Source organism: Curtobacterium sp. NPDC090223, from assembly GCF_044746585.1.
Taxonomy (GTDB): domain Bacteria; phylum Actinomycetota; class Actinomycetes; order Actinomycetales; family Microbacteriaceae; genus Curtobacterium.
Map to the genome: position 1 here is coordinate 97,672 of NZ_JBIVCN010000004.1, position 19,202 is coordinate 116,873.

The following is a 19,202-nucleotide window of genomic DNA, read 5'->3' on the forward strand; positions in this document are numbered from 1 at the left end:
CGTCACGCGCGTCGGCGACGCAGCAGGAGCAGGACCAGTCCGGCCATCACGGCTGCCAGCGCGAGCAGCGCGCCCAGGCCGAGTCCGACGGCACCGGTGAAGGCGAGCTCGCTCGCCGGCTCCGGCGCGGCGCGCACCGCCGCCGGGTCGCTGGCGCGCAGCGGGTCGCCCGCCGTCACCGTGCTCGGGTCCCCCGGGACGACCTGCGTCGTCGAGGAGTGCACGGTCGCGACGTTCGTGATCCGGTCCGGCGCGTCCGCGGCGACGCGGACCGTCAGCTGGAACGCGACCTCGCCACCGCTCGCGAGCGGCTCGGACAGCGTGCAGGCCACGGTGGAACCGGTGGTGCAGGTCGCGCCCCGGTCGTCGATGCTCACGAACGACAGGCCCGTCGGCAGCTCGTCCGTGACGACGACGGGGCCCGGGTCCTCGGTCGGACCGTCGTTGCGCACCGTGATCGTGTACCCGACGGTCGCGCCACGGACGACGGCACCGGTGTGCGTCTTCGTGACGGACAGGCTGGACGCCGGCGCCACGGCGAGCTCGTCGTCGGCGTCGTTGTCCGCCAGCGTCGTCTCGGTCGTGGACGTGGTGACCGTCGCGGTCGGGGTCACGCCGGGGTAGGCGGCCGCCGTCGGCGTCTGGTGCACCGTGATCGCCGGGGCGAGCGCGCCGGCCGGCAGCGTGCCGGTGAGCGCGAACGACACCGTCGTGCTGCCGTCGCTGTTCCTGACGACACCGGTGACGGTCCAGGCCGGGTCGGCCTCGGTCGACACGTACGTCAGGCCCTTCGGCAGCGTGTACGTGGCGGTGACCGCGGCGGCGTCGGACAGACCGGCGTTGGTGACCTGGACCGTCTCCGGCAGGTCCTTCCCGATGACGGCGGTCCCGCTGTGCCCGATGGTGATCTGCACGTTCGCGACGGCGGCGACGGGCAGTTCGGCCTGCGCCTGGTCCCCGTTGGTGCCGTTCGGTGCGGGGGTGCCCTGGGACGTGATCGACGCACGGTTCTCGACCGAGTCGGCGGTGAAGCCGGACGCGACCTTCGTGGTGATCCAGAGGCCGGGGGCGTCGGCACCCGCGACGATCGTCGTCGGGAGCGTGCAGGTCACGAGCGTGGTGTCGGTGACGCCGTCGCAGGTCCACACCGCGCCGGCCGACGAGGCGGAGACGAACGTGATGCCCTTCGGCAGCTCGTCGGTGACGACCGTGTCGGGCTGCTCGTCCGACGGGCCCTCGTTCGCGACCTGCAGGTACCAGACCTGCTCGGCCCCGGCGGTGACCGCCGTGGACGCCGCCGTCGCCCCGGCCTTCGTCACCGGGGTCTTGGACAGCGTCAGTGCGGCGTGGGTGGTCACGTCGACGTCGTCACCGGAGGTGTCGTCGCCGGTGTCCGGGTCGTCGGTCGCCGAGGAGACCGTCGCGGTGTTCCGGAGCGTGCCGGCGGGCGACCCGGAGGCGATCGCCGCGGTGACGTGGAACGTCGTCGTGGCACCGCTCGCGAGCGTGTCCGTGGACCAGGTGGTGACGTCGTCGCCCTGCTCCCACGCGTCGTCGTCGGTGCTGACCGCGGTCACGGTCATGCCAGCCGGCGCGGTGTCCGTCCAGCGGACGCGCTGGGCGTCGGACGGACCGTCGTTCGTCACCGTCACGTCGTAGGTGACGTCCGTGCCGGCGTCGGCCGAGGCCGCACTCGTCCGGGTCTTCGTGATCGACAGGTCGGCGTGCGTGGTGACGTCCACGGTCGCGTCGTCGTGCGCGGTGGCGCCCTTGGCCGTCACCGGCGCGGCTGTCGCGGTGTTCACGACGGACGACCCGGCGAACGAGGCGGGCACGTGCACGACGATCCCGATCGTGTTCGAGTCCTCGGCACCGGCCGCGATGCCGTCGGAGCTGACGAACGTGAGCACGCCGCCCTGGTCGGACTCGAGCGTCCAGTGCGCCGCGGTGCCGTCCGTCAGGCGGACGTACTCGACACCGGCGGGCAGGGTGTCCTGCACCCGGACGCTGGGCGACGTGCCCGCGCCGGCGGGCAGGTCGGACGGGCCGTCCGGGTTCGCGACCCGGATCGTGTACGTGACGTCCCGTCCGGCGTCGACGCGCGTGACGTCGGCCGTCTTCGTGACGCTCAGGCCGACGGTCTGCGTCGCGGCGCTCGAGGTGCCGGCCTCCTGCGTCGCGGCGTTGTCAGCGGACACCTCGGCCGTGTTGGCCAGGGTGCCGGTGAGGTCGGCGGGGGTGGTCACCGTGATCGTGAAGGACGTGGTCGCGCCCGCCTGCAGCGTGCCGTCCAGCGCACAGGAGACGGTGTTCCCGGAGTCCGCCTCGCACGTCCAGTCGCCGTCGGTCTGGGATCCGCCCGGGAGGCTCGTCCCCGACTCGAGCGCGTCCGTCACCACGACGTTCCGCGCGTCGGCCGTACCGGTGTTCTCGACCGTGACCGTCCAGTCCGCCGTCTCCCCGGCGACGAGGGTGTCGCTGCTGAAGGCCTTCGCGATGGTCAGCGACGTCGTGTCGTCGACGGGCGTCGTGGTCGTGCTGGTGTCGTTCGACGACTTCGGGTCCGTGGTGGTGTCACCGACCGCGACCTCGGCGCTGTTGCGCACGGTCTGGTCCGCCGTGACGGACGACCGCACGAGCGCGGTGACCGTGATCGGCGGTGCGGTGGTGCCGTTCGCCAGACCGTCCCTGGTGCACGTGACGGTGTTGCCGTCCGTGTCGCAGGTCCAGCCACTGCCCGCGGCCGCGGTGGCGCTCTGCAGCGTCACGGTGTCGGGCAGGGTGTCGGTCACGGTGACGGTGCCACGCGCGTCCGAGACGCTCTGCTCGTCCGTGTCCCGCAGGTCCTGCACGGACAGCGTCCACGAGGTCGTGCGGCCGGCCGACGCCTGCGCGTCGAGGGCGGTCTTCGTGATCGCCAGGTCGGCGATCGCGACCGGGGTGACGCTCGCGCTGTCGGCGTCGTTCGCCGCGTTCGGGTCGAACGTCTGCCCGGTGCCCTGTGCGATGGTCGCGGTGTTGCGGATCGCGGTCAGCGGGGCGTTCGCCGGCAGGGTCAGCGTGACGTCGAGCTCGGGGAACGCCGCGCCCTTCGCCACGACCGCACCGTTGACGCAGGTCCACGACCCGTCCGCCTGGGAGCAGGTCCATCCGGTGCCCGACGGGGTGAGGGTCGCACCGGCGGGCAGCCCGGCGGTGGTGTCGACCACGGTGGTGCCGTGCGCGGTGTCACCGCCGTTGTTCGTCACGACGATGGTCCACGCCTTCGTCGTGGTCGCGCCGGCCACCACCTTCGCGGTCGTCGCCGTCTTCACGACGGAGAGGTCCGCCGCGGCGATCGAGGCGTCGGCGGTCGCGTCGGTGCCGCCCTTCGGGTAGGTCGTGAACGAGCCGTCACCGCCGTCGTACCCGGTGCCGCCGGAGGCGTCGGTGACCGTCGCCGTGACGTGGTTCGTGTGCGTGACGGTGGTGCCGGCAGCGCTGGCCGCCGAGGCCGTCGGAGCTGCCCGGTAGTGCAGCGTCAGGGTCTGGTTCGCGCCGAGCGGGCCGAGGTCGCTCCACGTGAGCGTCGTGCCGTCGACCGTCGGGTCCGGAGCCGTGGTGCTGGCTCCGCCGCCGAGGACGGTCGTCGCGCTGCCGGCGGTGTACCGCCAGCCGGCGGGCAGGACGTCCGTCGCGGCGATCTTCGCCGCGGCGCTGCCGGTGTTCGTGAACGTCACGGTGAAGTCGGACGGGACGCCGACGTAGGACAGCCCGCCGGCGGTGTCGTTCGACTTCGCGACGGCGACGTTCGGGAACGACGGCGTGACGGTGGCCTTCGCGGTCGCGGGACCGTAGCTGCCGCCGTTGCCGTTCGGGAGCGACGAGTAGGTGCCCGTCGACGCGGTGTTCGTCAGGACGTCACCGGTCAGGGTGGTGTCCTCGGCGAGGACCGCCCGGTAGGTGTGCTTCGCCGTGGTCGTGGTGCCGAACGTGGCGACCGGCCACGTGATGACACCGCCGGGGCAGTCCGCACTCGTGCGGATCGTGCCGCCGTCCGAGATCGAGGCGCCGTCGACGACGATGCCGTCCGGGACGCAGTCCGTGACGGTCGTGCCGTACGCGGGCGAACCGGTGCTCGTGACCGTCACCGTGTAGGTGATCTGCTGGCCCGGCTCGGCCTTCGCCGACGTGGTGGTCTGGCCGGCGACGGTCGCGGTCTTGGCGATGGCCAGCAACGGGGTCACCACCGTGGCGTTGGCGGCGTTCGACGTGATCGTCGCGTCCGTCGGCTCGGCCTTCTTCGCGGTGCGGTCGTACGCGAGCGTCGCCGTGTTCGCGAGCGCCGTGCCCGCGGCCTGGTCGGTCCCCACCCGGACCGGGATCGACACCGTGATCGTCAGCGCGCTGCTGAGGCCGACCGCGATGTCGTCGATCTTCGTGGTGACGACACCGGAGGACACGCTCGGGGTCACCGTCACCGCCGGGTCGCTCGCGGTCGCCGTGGGCGTGCCCGCCACGGTCAGGCCCTTCGGGAGCGTGTCCGTGACCCGGCCGTCGTACATGGCGACCTTCGCCGGGACGGTCGTCGTGACCGTGTACGTGGCGGAGTCACCCGCCCGCACGGAGAGGGCGTTCGCGTTCGACGGGTTCGTCGTCGCGTCCGCGGTCGCCGCACCGGTGGTCGCGTTCCACGTCGGCGCGGTGAGCGTCTTCACGATCGACGGGCCGGTGACCTTCACGTCGTCCGAGGCCGAGGCGACCTGCACGTACGAGGTGTTCGCGGTCGCGTAGTCCGTGTCGAGGCTCGAGGTGAGCACACGCGCGGTGTTCGTGTAGGTCTGGCCCGCGGGGGCGTCCTGCTTCACCGTCGCGGTGACGGTGATCGTCGAGCTGGCACCGGCGGCGATCGTGCCGACGTTCCAGGTGTGCAGCGTCGTGCCGGTCGGACACGTGCCGAGCGCGGCCTTCTGCGCGTCGGTCGGCGTGCTCTCGGTGGCGGAGCTGCTCGTCAGCGTGAGGGTGTTCGGGAAGCAGTCCGCGATCACCGTCGAGCGGGCACCGGCCGCGGTCGCCGAGTTCTTCGCCGTGAGCGTCCAGGTGACGGTGTCGCCGCCGGCGATCGTCTTGCCGGCGAGGTTGTCGGTCTTGGTGATCGCGACCTTCGGAGCCTGGACCGCGATGGTCTTCGACGCGGGGACGGACGACATGGTGCCACCGGCGGGGGTCGAGGTGAACGTCGCCGTGTTCTGGACCGTGCTCGCGGTGTACCCGGCCGCCGTGTAGTTCCCGACGCCCTTCGTGACGCGGAGGTCGGTGACCGTGACCGAGAACTTCGCGGTGTTCGCCCCGGCGTTGTCGAACGTGGTCGGGAAGAGCACCGCGCCGGCACCGCGGCTGTTGCCCGTCCCGGTGAGCGTGAACGTCTGGCCGAGGTACGTCCCCGTCACGTCGGTCGCCTGCGCCGTGGCCGGCACCGTGATCGTCGAGTCGTCCGGGAACGTGAGCGTCCATGCCGAGGCGGCGGTCGTGACGACGCCGGTGGGCAGCGGGTCGACGAGCGTGCCGTTGCCGACGCTCGTCGCGGCGGGGACGGTGGCCGAGTACGTGTACGTCAGCGTCTGGCCGGGGGCAGCCGTGTCACCGGAGAGGTTCGTCGTCGACGTGGCGACCGCGCTGCCGCTCTTCGCGACGGCCGCCGCCGGGATCGTGACCGTGCGGTTGGCGTCGGCGTTCGGCGCGGTGCCCTGGCCGGTGGTCGGCGTCGCGGCGAACGTGCTGTTCGCGCCGGTCGCCGGGATCCACGTCGTCGTCGTCCCCGAGTCGGTCGCCGTCGTGAAGCGCGTGACCGAGGCGAAGTTCTGGTAGGGCGTGCCGACGTAGCCGGGCGTCGGGGCGGTGAAGTCGTACGTCAGCTGCTTCGTGGCAGCGGCGGCGATCGACGGCACGGTCCAGGTGATGTACGAGTTCGTCGAGAACTTCGTGGCGGCTCCGGTCGGTGCCGTGTCGCACTTCCCGCCGTCGGAGATGTTCGAGACGACGCCGCAGGTGACGTTGGCGGGCAGGGCGTCCCAGACGGTGACGCTGCCGATGGCGGCGCTCGTGCCGGTGGCGGCCTTGTTGCCGACGGTCAGGCGGTAGTGGAGGGTCTGCCCCTCCGTGGTGGTCGTGGAACTCGTCACGGTGCCCGAGTCGTCGACGATGTCCTTCGCCAGGGTCGCCGTCGGCGCGCCCGCGACGTTGTAGCCGACGTCGGTGCGCAGGCTCGTGACGGCCCCGGCGGTGTTCTGCTGGGAGAACTTCATCAGGTTGTCTGCCAGGTCGACCGCCGTCGAGGACGTGGTCTGCGTCGCGATGTGGGCCGCGACGTAGAGGACGACGCTCGCTCCGGCGGTGTCGCCGTCGACGTAGGTGCCGGTCGCGCCGGACACCGTGTGGCCGATCGAGAACGCGCCCATCGTGGACGACGAGGACTTCAGCGCGACGTCGCTCTTCGGGACGCTGCTCTCGGTGCCGTACGACCAGTCGGTGCCCTCGGCCCAGCTCGCGCCGGCTGCCGCGGTGTGGACCGGGAGCATGTCGGTGATCGTGGCGTTGCGGCTCTGCACGCCGGCCGGGAAGTCCACCTGCAGCTTGAAGCAGACGACGTCGCCGAGCTGGAAGGCGTCGGTCGGCGTGCTGGTGACGTACGAGCCCGTGCGCGCGCTCGCGGTGCAGTCCGCGGAGCCGGTCACGCCGTCGCTGGCGCTGCGCGGCAGGACCGACTTCGTGATCTTCGGCGAGTTCGAGACGATCGACGCCTTCGAGTCGTCGACGACCTTCGTGTCGCCGGTGTCGCCGTGGACGCCGGTCGAGGTCCCGGCGATCGCGACGGTGTTGTCGAACGAGTCACCCGCGGCGGTGGGGCCGCCGGCACCGGTGACCGAGTACGCGTTCCGCATGAGCGCCTTGTACGTGACCGTCGTGGAAACGTCCACCGGCTGGTCGGCGAGCGAGAAGTGCACCACGAACTTGCCGCTGGCGGCGAGGTAGTCGACCGAGGTGACCGTCGCCCCGGACGGCTGGTCGGCGGCCGTCGCGCTCGACACCGGGGCGCAGTCCGCCGGGAACGTGCCGGTGGTCGGGGTGCCGGTCGGGAAGACCGGGCAGAGGCCGTCGCCGAGCGTGTCGGTGAGCGTGATGCCCTTCGAGGACTCGTACTCGCTCGTGCGGACGGCCAGCGTGTAGGTCGCGAGCTTGCCCGCCGCGAACATGTTCCCCGCCACCGGGGTCGTCACGGACTTCGCCACGGCGAGGTCCATGGCCTCGACCGTCAGCGCGGTGGAAACGGTCTGCGTGGACGTCGCCGTCCCGCCGACCTTGCCCGTGTACGTGCCCGTCGCGTCGACCGTGTTCTTCTGACCGCGGCCGTTGGACGTCGTGTCCGAGGTGTTCTGGCGGGTCGAGGGACCGTTGTTGTTGTCGAGGTTCGCCTCACTCGTGAACGAGGTGGCGGCCGGCGCGGCGACGGCGCCGGCGGGCTTGCCCGCACCCTGGCCGCTGAAGGTCATGGTGTTCTCGAACAGCGGCACCGCTGCGAGGTACTTGATCGTGACCGGGGTGTTCGTCAGCGTCGGGATCGTCCAGACGACCTTGGTGAAGACGGCTGAACCCTGCCCGGTGACGTTGTTCACGGTCGTCACGCTCTGCGGGGTCATGCAGGCGTTCTGGTCCCACGTCCCGGTGGCCTTCGCCGCGGTCGCCGTCTGCAGCGACTGGGCACCGGTGTACTCCGGGCCGGAGGTGGTGTTGTCGATCGCGCCGCAGCGGAGGAACTCGAGCCCGGCCGGCAGGTAGTCCGTGACCGTGACGTCCGTGCTCGGCGCCGTCGAGGTGTTCTGCACGGTGAGCGTGTACACGGTCGGGTGGTTGTGCACACCCCGGACGAGCTCGTTCTCGGAGCTGCCCTCGGCCTTGGTGACCTTGATCGCGGAGATCGCGGTCGAGTTCGCCGTCGCGGTCGCGGAGTTCGTGAAGTTGGTCGCCGGCTTCCCGGTGGCGTCGAACGTGGGGATGTTCCGCGCGTCGCTGTTCGCGGCGATCTGGGCCGTGCCCGCGAAGGCCGTCCCGACCGGCCAGGTGGCGTCGGCGGCCTTCACCTGGAACGTGATCGACTTCTGGTCGCCCGAGACCAGGTCGGAGACGTTCGAGAAGACCAGCAGTGTGCTGCCGTCCGCCAGCGTGGTGGTCACCGGGTCGGAGAGCGCCGTGCCGTCCGCCTTGGCCGAGCCGGCGTAGCTCACACCGGCCGGCAGCATGTACGAGTACCCGAGGTTGTAGAGGTCCGTCCCGCCGGAGGCGTCGGCGGTGTTCTTCGCTGTGAGCGTCACCGTCGCCGGGGCGCCGCTGAGCACCGTGTCGTCGGCCTTCGCCGTGACCGAGATGGTCGACGCGGCCGCTGCGGGCTGTGCCAGAGCGAACACCGCGAGGAGGCCGGTGACGAGTGCCACCACCACGATCATCGCCAGGGCGCGCGGACGGGCAGGGAGGAAGGACAGTCGCATCGGGGAGTGCTCTCGGGTCGGGCGACGGGCGACTCCGGGCACGCACGATCACGCCGACGACCAGGCGCGGTCGATCGACGTCAGAACAGGTGTCGGGTTCACCGAGGGGCCGGGCAGCCCCGCGACTCAACGGTATCGAAACTGCAACGTTCCTCGATGCACCCAGAGAGGGGTACATCCCGGTCGGCCATCACGCCGACGCATCCCCGTCACTCCTTGCCGAGGTGCTTGTCCACGTTCTCGGCGGCGCTGTCGATCTGCTCGTCGAACTTCCCACCGGTGACCTTCTTGATGCCGTCCGCGAGCCCGTGGACGATCTTGTCCGAGACCTCCTCGACCTTCTCGCTCTGCAGGGCCTCTTCGATCTTGTCCTTGTTCGCGTCGACGAAGGCCTTCGCCTGGTCGGTCACCGCCTGCGCCTTCGCGGAGACGTTCTTCTGGATGTCGTCGAAGCTGGCCACGGTTCCTCCTCGGGGGCCGGTCGGCGCTTCCGACCGCTTGGGCAACATCGTGCTCCGACCCCGGCGGGTTGTCCGCGAACTCCCCGTGAACGACGAAAGCGGGGCCGGACCCGAAGGTCCGACCCCGCTCACGCAGGAACCGGAGTTACTTGATGATCGACTCGACCGTGCCGGCGCCGACCGTGCGGCCACCCTCACGGATGGCGAAGCGCAGGCCCTCTTCCATGGCGATCGGCTGGATCAGCTCGACCGTCATCGAAACGGTGTCGCCGGGCATGACCATCTCGGTGCCCTCGGGCAGCGTGATGACGCCGGTGACGTCCGTGGTGCGGAAGTAGAACTGCGGGCGGTAGTTCGCGTAGAACGGGTTGTGACGGCCGCCCTCTTCCTTGTTCAGGATGTACGCGTTCGCCTTGAACTCGGTGTGCGGCGTGACCGAACCCGGCTTCACGACGACCTGGCCGCGCTCCACGTCCTCACGCTTGAGGCCACGGATGAGCAGACCGGTGTTGTCACCGGCGACTGCCTTGTCGAGCAGCTTGCGGAACATCTCGATGCCCGTGACCGTGGTCTTCTGGGTCGGCTTGATGCCGACGATCTCGACCTCGGAGTTGAGGTCCAGCTCGCCGCGCTCGACGCGACCGGTGACGACGGTGCCACGACCGGTGATCGTGAAGACGTCCTCGATCGGCATGAGGAAGGGCTGGTCCGTGGCACGCACGGGGTCCGGCACGAACTCGTCGACCTGGGCCATGAGGTCCTGGACCGACTTGACCCACTTCTCGTCGCCCTCGAGCGCCTTGAGCGCCGAGACCTGCACGACGGGGGCGTCCTCGTCGAACTCCTGCGAGCCGAGGAGCTCGCGGACCTCGAGCTCGACGAGCTCCAGGATCTCCTCGTCGTCCACCATGTCGGACTTGTTCAGCGCGACGACGATGTAGGGCACGCCGACCTGGCGGGCGAGCAGCACGTGCTCACGCGTCTGGGGCATGGGACCGTCGGTGGCGGCGACCACGAGGATCGCGCCGTCCATCTGGGCCGCACCGGTGATCATGTTCTTCACGTAGTCGGCGTGACCAGGAGCGTCGACGTGCGCGTAGTGGCGCTTCTCCGTCTGGTACTCGACGTGCGAGATGTTGATCGTGATGCCGCGCTGGCGCTCTTCGGGGGCGTTGTCGATCTGAGCGAAGTCACGGGCCTCGTTGAGGTCCGGGTACTGGTCGTGCAGAACCTTGGTGATCGCCGCCGTGAGCGTGGTCTTGCCGTGGTCGACGTGACCGATGGTTCCGATGTTGACGTGCGGCTTGGTGCGCTCGAACTTGGCCTTGGCCACTGTGGGTCCTCCTCAGGACTCGGATGCGACACCACCGGGAGCATCCCTGTCCGGGGTGCTGCACCGTTGGTCCGCGGTGTGTGTGTCTTTACTTTACTTGGTGGCGAGGGGCCCGTCGCCGGGCTCCCCCGCCTGTGGAGAACACGCTCGGAAGCGTTATTCGCCCTTGGCCTTCGCGACGATCTCCTCGGCGACGTTCGACGGGACCTGGTTGTAGGTCTCGAAGGTCATCGAGTAGACGGCACGACCGGAGGTCTTCGAACGAAGGTCCCCGACGTAGCCGAACATCTCGGACAGCGGCACGCTCGCGCGGACCACCTTGACGCCCGAGGCGTCCTCCATCGCGGCGATGTTGCCACGACGGGAGCTGAGGTCACCGATCACGTCGCCCATGTACTCCTCGGGCGTGCGCACCTCGACGGCCATGATCGGCTCGAGGATGACCGGACCGGCCTTGCGAGCCGCTTCCTTGTACGCGATCGAGCCGGCGATCTTGAACGCCATCTCGGACGAGTCGACGTCGTGCGCCGCGCCGTCCTTGAGGGTCGCCTTCACGCCCACCGTCGGGTACCCGGCCAGGATGCCGACCTGCATGGCGTCCTGGATGCCGGCGTCCACCGAGGGGATGTACTCGCGGGGCACGCGACCACCGGTGACGGCGTTCACGAACTCGTAGACCTTCTCGGAGGTGACCTCCATCGGCTCGAGCGCGATCTGCACCTTCGCGAACTGACCGGAACCACCGGTCTGCTTCTTGTGGGTGTAGTCGTAGCGCTCGACGACCTTGGTCAGGGTCTCGCGGTAGGCCACCTGCGGCTTGCCGACGTTCGCCTCGACCTTGAACTCGCGCTTCATGCGGTCGACCAGGATGTCGAGGTGGAGCTCGCCCATGCCCTTGATCGTGGTCTGACCGGTCTCGGCGTTGAGCTCGACGCGGAACGTCGGGTCCTCTTCGGCGAGCTTCTGGATGGCCGTGGAGAGCTTCTCCTGGTCAGCCTTCGTCTTCGGCTCGATCGCGACCTCGATGACGGGCTCCGGGAAGGTCATCGACTCGAGGACGACCTGGTCCTGCGGGTCGCAGAGCGTGTCGCCGGTGGTCGTGTCCTTGAGGCCGATGACCGCGTAGATGTGACCGGCGGTGACGGCGTCGACCGGGTTCTCCTTGTTGGAGTGCATCTGGAAGATCTTGCCGATGCGCTCCTTCTTGCCCTTGGTCGAGTTGATGACCTGTGCACCGGACTCGATGTGGCCGGAGTACACGCGGACGTAGGTGAGGCGACCGAAGAACGGGTGCACCGCGACCTTGAACGCGAGCGCCGAGAAGGGCTCGGAGGCATCCGGCTTGCGGATGATCTCCTTCTCCTCGTCCTTGACGTCGTGACCGATCATCGGCGGGACGTCGAGCGGCGACGGCAGGTAGTCGATGACCGCGTCGAGCATCGGCTGGACACCACGGTTCTTGAACGCAGAACCGCAGAGGACCGGGTAGAGCTCGGAGTTGACGGTGAGCGTGCGGATCGCGGCCTTGATCTCGGCGACCGAGAAGTCGGTGTCGCCCTCGAGGTAGCGCTCCATGAGCTCGTCGTTCGCCTCGGCCACGCGCTCGATGAGCTTCTCGCGGTACTCGGCAGCACGGTCGACGAGGTCCGCGGGGATCTCCTCGATCTCGTACTTCGCGCCCATCTGGACGTCACCCTTCGCGTCGCCGCGCCAGGTGAGTGCACGCATCTCGACCAGGTCGACGACGCCCTCGAAGGAGGACTCCGCACCGATCGGGAGCTGCAGCACGAGCGGCTCGGCACCGAGGCGCTTCACGATCGTGTCGACGGTGAAGTAGAAGTCCGCACCGAGCTTGTCCATCTTGTTGACGAAGCAGATGCGCGGGACGTTGTACTTGTCCGCCTGACGCCACACGGTCTCGGACTGGGGCTCGACGCCCTCTTTCCCGTCGAACACGGCGACCGCACCGTCGAGGACGCGGAGCGAACGCTCCACCTCGACCGTGAAGTCCACGTGACCCGGGGTGTCGATGATGTTGATCTGGTTGTTGTCCCAGAAGCAGGTCGTCGCGGCCGACGTGATCGTGATGCCGCGTTCCTGCTCCTGCGCCATCCAGTCCATCGTGGCAGCGCCGTCGTGGACCTCACCGATCTTGTGCGTGATGCCCGTGTAGAACAGGATGCGCTCGGTCGTCGTGGTCTTGCCAGCATCGATGTGCGCCATGATGCCGATGTTGCGGACCTTGTTCAGGTCGGTGAGCACGTCCTGTGCCACAGGGTTCCTCCGGAAGAGTTGTAGGAGAGATGGCGTCCGTCAGGGCGCCGGGGTTCTTGACCGCCGGCGCCCGGACGATGCCGGTGACTACCAGCGGTAGTGCGCGAAGGCCTTGTTCGACTCGGCCATCTTGTGGGTGTCTTCACGACGCTTGACAGCGGCGCCGAGACCGTTCGACGCGTCGAGGATCTCGTTCATGAGACGCTCGGTCATCGTCTTCTCGCGGCGAGCCTTGGCGTACGAGGTCAGCCAGCGCAGGGCCAGCGTGTTCGCACGGTGCGGCTTGACCTCGACCGGGACCTGGTAGGTCGAGCCACCGACGCGGCGGCTGCGGACCTCGAGGGTCGGTCGGACGTTGTCGAGCGCCTTCTTGAGCGTGACGACGGCGTCCTGGCCGTTCTTCGACGAGACACCTTCGAGCGCGTCGTAGACGATGCGCTCGGCGAGGCCCTTCTTGCCGTCGAGGAGGATCTTGTTGACGAGCTGGCTGACGATCGGTGCGCCGTAGACGGGGTCTGCGACGACGGGGCGCTTGGGGGCCGGACCCTTACGAGGCATCTAACTCAACCCTTCTTCGCGCCGTAGCGGCTACGCGCCTGCTTACGGTTCTTGACGGCCTGCGTGTCGAGGGCGCCACGGATGATCTTGTACCGCACACCGGGGAGGTCCTTCACACGACCGCCGCGGACGAGCACCATCGAGTGCTCCTGCAGGTTGTGGCCCTCACCGGGGATGTAGGCCGTGACCTCGGTGCCGTTGGAGAGCTTGACACGAGCGACCTTGCGCAGTGCCGAGTTCGGCTTCTTCGGGGTGGTGGTGTAGACGCGGGTGCACACACCACGCTGCTGGGGGTTCGCCTTGAGTGCCGGCGCCTTGGTCTTGACGACCTTGGGCGTACGACCCTTGCGAACCAGCTGCTGAATAGTAGGCAACTGTTCTCCTGGTTCTTCGCTCGTGTTCTCTGGCCGACGCGGTCCGTCGGCATCCTCGCCCACGCAGACGACCGCCGATGAGGGCGGGCCGTTGATTGGGGGCGGACAGTCCGGGCGTGGTCTCAGACCCGCCGGACTTTCAGGCGCGCCCGAGGGCGCACACCCAGAAGAGACTACCCGCGTAACCGTGCGAAATCAATCCCGGCCACCCCGCCGGGTGGGCGGTCCCGTGGGAGGGGTGTCGAGCCTCCAGGCCGGTGCCCGAGCCGACTCCGTCGGAACCGGACACGGATGCCGGACCGCTCCGTTCGGGACCCGACCCGGCGTCAGGAACCGGACTCGGTGGAGCCGTTGCCGATCGCGGAGACGAAGGTGGCGCCCGCGTCGGAGAAGCCGGTGATGTACCCGCTCGCGTTGACGTTGATCGGGCCGGCCTTCGCGGTGCCGGTGCCGGACGGGCCGGTGAAGTCGGCGGTGAAGGTCGCCGATCCGTAGGACGACGTCGACACGGCCCAGCCCTTCGACAGCCAGCCCGAGACCTTCACGGTCGGACGGGAGTCGAGCGTCCACTTCTGGTTCGTGTAGGTGTTCGCGGGGTTCTCGCCGTACGCGTAGAAGCTGCAGCCGTCCGGCGTCGTCGAGGTGGACGCGATGCAGGCGTCGACCCAGGCGTCGACCGCTGCGGTGGCGGCCTTGGTGCCGGCGTCTGTCAGCGACGTCGTCAGCGACACCGGCGTGGATGCCGTGGCGCCGAACCCGGTCACCTGCGCGGTCGTCGCGTCCGCGGAGAACCACTTGCCGCCGTCCACCGCGACGTCGTACGTGCCCGGGAGTGCGTGCAGCGAGATCGTCCCGGAGGCGTCGGTCGTCGCCGTCGCGCCGGCGATCTCGACCGTGGTCTTTGCCGGCCCCTGTACCGCGACCTCGACCGAGCCGAGCTCCGGCGCCTGGAGCTCCCACTTCGGGAACACGCCCCAGTCGGTGCCCGTCTTGTCGAGGGTGAAGGTCATCGGGACCTGCCGGCCGGCCTGGGTCAGGTAGGCGCCGACCTTCGCGGTGTCGCCGTCGGTCTGCGTCGCGGTGATGCGGTACGAGGTGACACGACCGGTCGCCTTGTCGTATGCGGCGTCGGTCAGGAGCACGTCGGTCTTGCTGTGCTGTACGCCGGCCTCCGTCAGCGCGGCGTCCACCTTGCCGGCCGTGAGGTCGTCGAGGAACGCCTGCACCGGACGGTCGGGCGAGTGCGTGCTCGAGCCGACCGAGTACCCGACGACACCGGCGACGAGCAGCAGGACCACGGCGGCGCTGCCGGCGACGAGGCCGATGAGCTGGCCGCGGCGGAGTCGGCGGCGGGGGCGGGGAGGGGCGGACGGGTGCGCGGAGTCGGCGGGCTGGACGGCGCGGTCCGGCTGGGGGGACTCGGCGGTGCCGGAGATGTCGGCGACGAGGGGGACGGCGTCCCAGCCGGCGGGCTGCTGCTGCTGGGGCGTGTGCTCCGTTTGCTTTGGTGCCGGCTGCTGCTGGGGATCCGGCTGCTGGGGCGTGTCCGGCGTCGTCGGCTGGTCGGTCATGGTCCCCCCGTTGCATCACTGCCGGGTCGGTCGTCCGGCAGTGTCGAGCCTACCGGCGAGCGGCGGAGGCGCCGCTCTTCGGGTGCGGCGCCGCTCTTCGAGTGCGGCGCCGCTCTTCGGGTGCGGCGCCGCTCTTGTGCCGAGGCGCCGCCGTTTCCGGCGGCGTCTCGCAAGGACGGCGGCGTCTCGGCCGTTCAGGGGTGCCGCGGCGGCGGCACGTCTCGGCAGGACGGCGGTGTCTCGGCGTTTCAGCGGCGCCGGTCGATCACTGCGGCTGCTTCGGCTGGTGCCGCGCGAGGGCGATCCCACCCACCACGGACACGAGCGCCACCACGACCGAGCCGACGACGAAGGGGCCGAGTGCGTACCCGGCCGGGAAGACCAGGAGCTCGGTGATGTCGCCGCGGATCAGCGTGTACCCGACCGCACCGACGCCGAGCATCACCAGGTAGGACGTCGCCGCTGCCACGAGCCCGGTGACGCCCGGGTTGCCCTCGGGGATCCCGAGCGCCGTCGCGACGAAGACGACGACCGCGCCGCTGACGACCATCGCCGGGCCGAGGTACGGGGTCGCGTCGGTCTGGGAGATCACCTCGACGTCGGCGAGGAGCGCTTCGAACCCCGTCACGGCGATCACGAGGGCGATGAAGAGGACTGACGTCATCGTCGCCACGAGCCATCGGGACATGGAGCGATCGTATCGCCGGTGACGGGTCCGGTGGGCGTCAGGTGACGGGCTGCTCGCGGTCGAGCTGCTCGTCGCGGCGCGCACGCTGCTCGCGCTGCTGCTCCTGCGCGGCGCTGACGAGCGCGAGCGCGATGGCGGCGGTGATGACGGGGACGCTCTCGGTCATCGGGGCGGCCGGTTCCGGCTCGGCCTGGAGGCTCGGGGTCGCGTCCGCCACGGCGCGTGCGTCCGCGACGTCGGTTGCGTCCGCGCTGGCGGTTGCGTCTGCGACGTCGGTTGCGTCCGCGCTGTCGGCTGCGTCCGTCTCGTGCTGGCGCACTGCGGGGCCGATCACCGGCAGCACCGCGGTCGTGGCCGGCGGCTCCGTGGTCAGCTCCGCCGGCACCACGAGACCAGCTCGCTTCGAGGTGCTGCGAGCGCGGGCCATGCGCACCAGGACGACGACCGCGACGACGGCCCAGATGCCGTTCACGATGGTCGACGGGATGGCGTGGTGGGCCGCGACGTTGACCGCCACCGCGAGGCCACCCACCAGATTGAAGAGCTGGTACACGGGGCCGTTCGGCAGCTTGCCCGTCGAGAAGAGAATGTAACCAGCAAGGACGGTTACGGCTCCGAACCAGCCGAGGAATTCGACGATTCCAGACAACACGCGCGACTCCGGCACGACGAGGAACGGCCGGTTCGAGCCGACCGTTCCGAGAGGGTGGGACGAGCCGCAGAACGCGGCATCGGGAGCATCGTAGGCACAGCGACAGGCGTCGCGGAAGAGGACTCGGCGTGGCGCGGGTTCCCCCAGTTGGCGGGGTGACGTGGAGCGGTGAGATCAGCCCTTGCTGGGGGCATCCGAGCCGGTGCGGAGGACGTACACGTAGCCGGAGAACGTCCAGGTCGTCGTGGATGCCGCCGTGGCGTCCGCAGAGCCGTCCGGAGCCGAGGACGAGATCGAGTCGATCAGGAACAGGCGAGCACCGTCCCTGGTACCCGACGCGAACGACAGGGCCTGTTCGAACGACCCGTCGACGGACACCGAGACCGGTATGACCGAGAAGTTCGAGCCGGTGATCGACGGGTTCGTGGTCACGTCGGGGGCGGTCGGCGCGGCCGACGCGCTGGCAGAGGCGGTCGGCTCGGGAGTCGCGGTTGTACCGGAGGCCGCCGCGTCGGAGGCGGCGGCAGTCGCGGTCGACGATGCAGGCGGCGCGTAGGCGAGCGCATCGGACGTCGTGATCGCCGACACCGTGACGCCGGACGTCGAGGCGATCCCGTCGATCTCGCTGTAGAACCTCGACATGCTCGCGGTCGAGGGGACCGAGGCTTCCAGACCGGTCAGCTCGGACTGCATCTCGGGGAGGGTCTTCGCCCGGTCCCGGAGTCGCGCGAGTTCCTTCGCGGTGGTGTTGTTCGTGGCCTCCACCGTGGTCTGCTGCGCACGGTTCGACGCAGCCTGCGCGAGCTGCGGTTGCACGCCGAGGAAGAAGCCGGCCGCTGCCACGATGACCATCGCCAGCACCGCGATCATCATGTTGAGTCTGTTCTTGCTCATGTCACTTCCCCCCGTCGAGGTCGTACTTGCCGTCGAAGGCCTGCTCGTTGACGTGGATCGTCATGTTGACCGTGTAGGTGCCTGACGTCTCGTCGAGGGTCACCGCGTTCGCGGTTGCGTCGACGAACCCGGCGATGGTCCTGACGGAATCGAGCCACTCCGGGACCGAGGGCAGCGTCGGACTCTCAGCGTCGAAGGTGAGGGTGGCGATGCGCTGGCCCTGGAGCGGGGCGTCGGCCTGGGCGTACGCCTCGAGCGGTGATGCCGAGTCGACCGTGACGCCGGTGATGTCCACCCCTCCGGGGAGCGAGCTCTTGACCGAACCGAGGTAGGTCCCCCAGTCGATCTCGGTCGCTCCTCCGACCGCCTGTGCAGCTCGGAGGAGCGAGGTCGAGGCCTCGGTGTCGCGGACGTCCTTGAACTGCGCCTGCTGCTGGAGCAGGGCGAGTGTCTGCGCCTGGGCGTCAGCCAGGTCGTTCGCGGACTCGGTCGCCAGGAGCGACGTCCCACCGATCGCGATCCCCGCGACGACGGCAACGACGACGACGCCGGCCCAGAAACGCCGGACGACCCGGCGTTCTCGTCGGTCCACCAGGACCTCGGTCGGGAGGAGGTCTGCGCGCGGCCGGCCGCCGATGGTCAGCAGTTGCGCGTTGGCGCGCCCCTGCCGCCTGATGCGCTCGGCGACCTCGGCGGACAGGCGGCCCTCGGCACTCTGGCTCGTCTTGGCCGGACGCCCGGTACGGGGCGGCCGGATCTTCGTCGCTTCGCTCATGCTGCCTTCCCCCCGGCTGCCAGACCCCAGGCTGTGGCGATCGACGCTCCGCGCGAGTACAGCACGTCGCGGCTGATCCCGCGGGAGAGCCCGGCGTTCGCGAACGGATCACCGTGGCGGACCGGGATCCGGGTGAACTCGGAGAGGGATTCACGGAAGCCGGGGAGAGCGGCAGCGCCGCCGACCAGCAGGATCTCCCCGACGGGTTCGTCGGGGTGGGTGCTCACGAAGTAGTTGACCGTGTTCCGCAGGCTCGCCAGCAGTTCACTGGTCGTCTCACGGATCGCCGCAACTGCGAGTGCATCGTCGGGGGTGTGCGCACCGAGCGCCTCCATCCCGAGGTAACGCTTCACGGCCTCTGCCTCGGCCTCCGGGATCCCCAGGCGGCCCGCGAGCATCCGCGTGACGTCGTCGCCGCCGGTCGGGATGATGCGGACGAACTTCGGGACGCCGTGCGTCACGATCATGACCGTCGTCGTGTTGCCACCGCACTCGACGATGGCCGACGTCGGGTGGGACGCGGTCGGAGCCACGGCCCGCGACAGCGCGAACGGGATCAGGTCGACGCCGACCGGGTTCAGTCCTGCGTGCTGGACCGCGCGGACGTTGGCGAGGACCGCGTCCTTCAGGGCAGCGACCAGCAGACCGTTGACGACCGGGCCGTGCTCGCTCATCGACTCGGAGGTCGGGTAGAAGTCGAGGATGGCGTCGCCGACGGGCACCGGGAGCATGTCCTGGACTTGGAACGGGAGCGATTCGCGGATCTGGGCGAGCGGCGCCTTCGGGACCGTGAGGTCGCGGGACAGCACGCGCTGGTTGCCCATCCCGAGCACGACGTCCTTCGAGCGGAACCTCCCGGCGGACCACAGCTGCTTGAGTGCTCCCGCCACCGTGTTCGGCTCGACGACCTCGCCCTGCCGGGTGGAACCGGGAGGAACCGGGACCTCAGCGAACCGCAGGATCATCGGCTGCGGCTTGTCGTGGTCGTGGACCTCGACCGCGCGGATGGCGGCGGAGCCGATGTCCAAGCCGACGATGCTCTTCGCCATGCTGTTGTCCTTCCGGGGCCGCAGGCTCGGGTGCGCTGCGGGTGGTCTGTT

The 19,202-nt window shown here is 69.8% G+C and carries 12 protein-coding genes; all 12 read right to left on the reverse strand.

The window, feature by feature from the left end:
* Positions 1-2: 2 nt before the first annotated feature.
* A complete protein-coding gene (locus ACIPJY_RS10515) occupies positions 3-8,522 on the reverse strand; it encodes an isopeptide-forming domain-containing fimbrial protein (protein WP_400464937.1) in 8,520 nt (2,839 codons plus the stop codon).
* Positions 8,523-8,731: 209 nt separating this feature from the next.
* Complete coding sequence (locus tag ACIPJY_RS10520; RefSeq protein ID WP_400464934.1) at positions 8,732-8,983, reverse strand: Rv0909 family putative TA system antitoxin; 252 nt, start codon at positions 8,981-8,983, stop codon at positions 8,732-8,734.
* Between the two features lie 145 nt (positions 8,984-9,128).
* A complete protein-coding gene (gene tuf / locus ACIPJY_RS10525; RefSeq protein WP_123700880.1) occupies positions 9,129-10,316 on the reverse strand; it encodes an elongation factor Tu in 1,188 nt (395 codons plus the stop codon).
* A 156-nt stretch (positions 10,317-10,472) separates the two neighbouring features.
* Positions 10,473-12,590, reverse strand: coding sequence for an elongation factor G (fusA, locus tag ACIPJY_RS10530; protein WP_400464931.1), 2,118 nt, complete (start codon positions 12,588-12,590; stop codon positions 10,473-10,475).
* 87 nt (positions 12,591-12,677) lie between these two features.
* Positions 12,678-13,148 (reverse strand): 30S ribosomal protein S7, encoded by a 471-nt coding sequence (rpsG, locus tag ACIPJY_RS10535; protein WP_144760634.1) that lies wholly within the window; start codon positions 13,146-13,148, stop codon positions 12,678-12,680.
* A 5-nt stretch (positions 13,149-13,153) separates the two neighbouring features.
* Positions 13,154-13,522, reverse strand: coding sequence for a 30S ribosomal protein S12 (rpsL, locus tag ACIPJY_RS10540; protein WP_058728453.1), 369 nt, complete (start codon positions 13,520-13,522; stop codon positions 13,154-13,156).
* Positions 13,523-13,848: 326 nt separating this feature from the next.
* The gene (locus tag ACIPJY_RS10545; RefSeq protein WP_400464928.1) at positions 13,849-15,093 is read right to left on the reverse strand and encodes a hypothetical protein; all 1,245 of its coding nucleotides are present in this window, start codon (positions 15,091-15,093) and stop codon (positions 13,849-13,851) included.
* Between the two features lie 265 nt (positions 15,094-15,358).
* Positions 15,359-15,781 (reverse strand): DUF6121 family protein, encoded by a 423-nt coding sequence (locus tag ACIPJY_RS10550; RefSeq protein WP_400464925.1) that lies wholly within the window; start codon positions 15,779-15,781, stop codon positions 15,359-15,361.
* A 37-nt stretch (positions 15,782-15,818) separates the two neighbouring features.
* Positions 15,819-16,433 carry a hypothetical protein gene (locus tag ACIPJY_RS10555; RefSeq protein WP_400464922.1) on the reverse strand — a complete coding sequence of 205 codons (615 nt, stop codon included), beginning with the start codon at positions 16,431-16,433 and terminating at the stop codon, positions 15,819-15,821.
* Positions 16,434-16,607: 174 nt separating this feature from the next.
* Positions 16,608-17,327: a hypothetical protein gene (locus tag ACIPJY_RS10560; protein WP_400464920.1), complete on the reverse strand. Its 720-nt coding sequence runs from the start codon at positions 17,325-17,327 to the stop codon at positions 16,608-16,610.
* A gap of 1 nt (position 17,328) precedes the next feature.
* Positions 17,329-18,102 (reverse strand): hypothetical protein, encoded by a 774-nt coding sequence (locus ACIPJY_RS10565; RefSeq protein ID WP_400464917.1) that lies wholly within the window; start codon positions 18,100-18,102, stop codon positions 17,329-17,331.
* Complete coding sequence (gene pilM / locus ACIPJY_RS10570) at positions 18,099-19,151, reverse strand: type IV pilus assembly protein PilM (RefSeq protein WP_400464914.1); 1,053 nt, start codon at positions 19,149-19,151, stop codon at positions 18,099-18,101. Before pilM ends, ACIPJY_RS10565 begins: the two co-directional genes overlap by 4 nt.
* Between the last annotated feature and the right edge of the window lie 51 nt (positions 19,152-19,202).

Bases quoted from the DNA above. Each gene is read 5' to 3' on its own strand.
- ACIPJY_RS10515 (WP_400464937.1), bottom strand. From the start codon at position 8,522: ATGCGACTGTCCTTCCTCCCTGCCCGTCCGCGCGCCCTGGCGATGATC.
- rpsG (WP_144760634.1), bottom strand. From the start codon at position 13,148: ATGCCTCGTAAGGGTCCGGCCCCCAAGCGCCCCGTCGTCGCAGACCCC.
- ACIPJY_RS10545 (WP_400464928.1), bottom strand. From the start codon at position 15,093: ATGACCGACCAGCCGACGACGCCGGACACGCCCCAGCAGCCGGATCCC.
- ACIPJY_RS10550 (WP_400464925.1), bottom strand. From the start codon at position 15,781: ATGTCCCGATGGCTCGTGGCGACGATGACGTCAGTCCTCTTCATCGCC.
- ACIPJY_RS10560 (WP_400464920.1), bottom strand. From the start codon at position 17,327: ATGAGCAAGAACAGACTCAACATGATGATCGCGGTGCTGGCGATGGTC.
- ACIPJY_RS10565 (WP_400464917.1), bottom strand. From the start codon at position 18,102: ATGAGCGAAGCGACGAAGATCCGGCCGCCCCGTACCGGGCGTCCGGCC.
- pilM (WP_400464914.1), bottom strand. From the start codon at position 19,151: ATGGCGAAGAGCATCGTCGGCTTGGACATCGGCTCCGCCGCCATCCGC.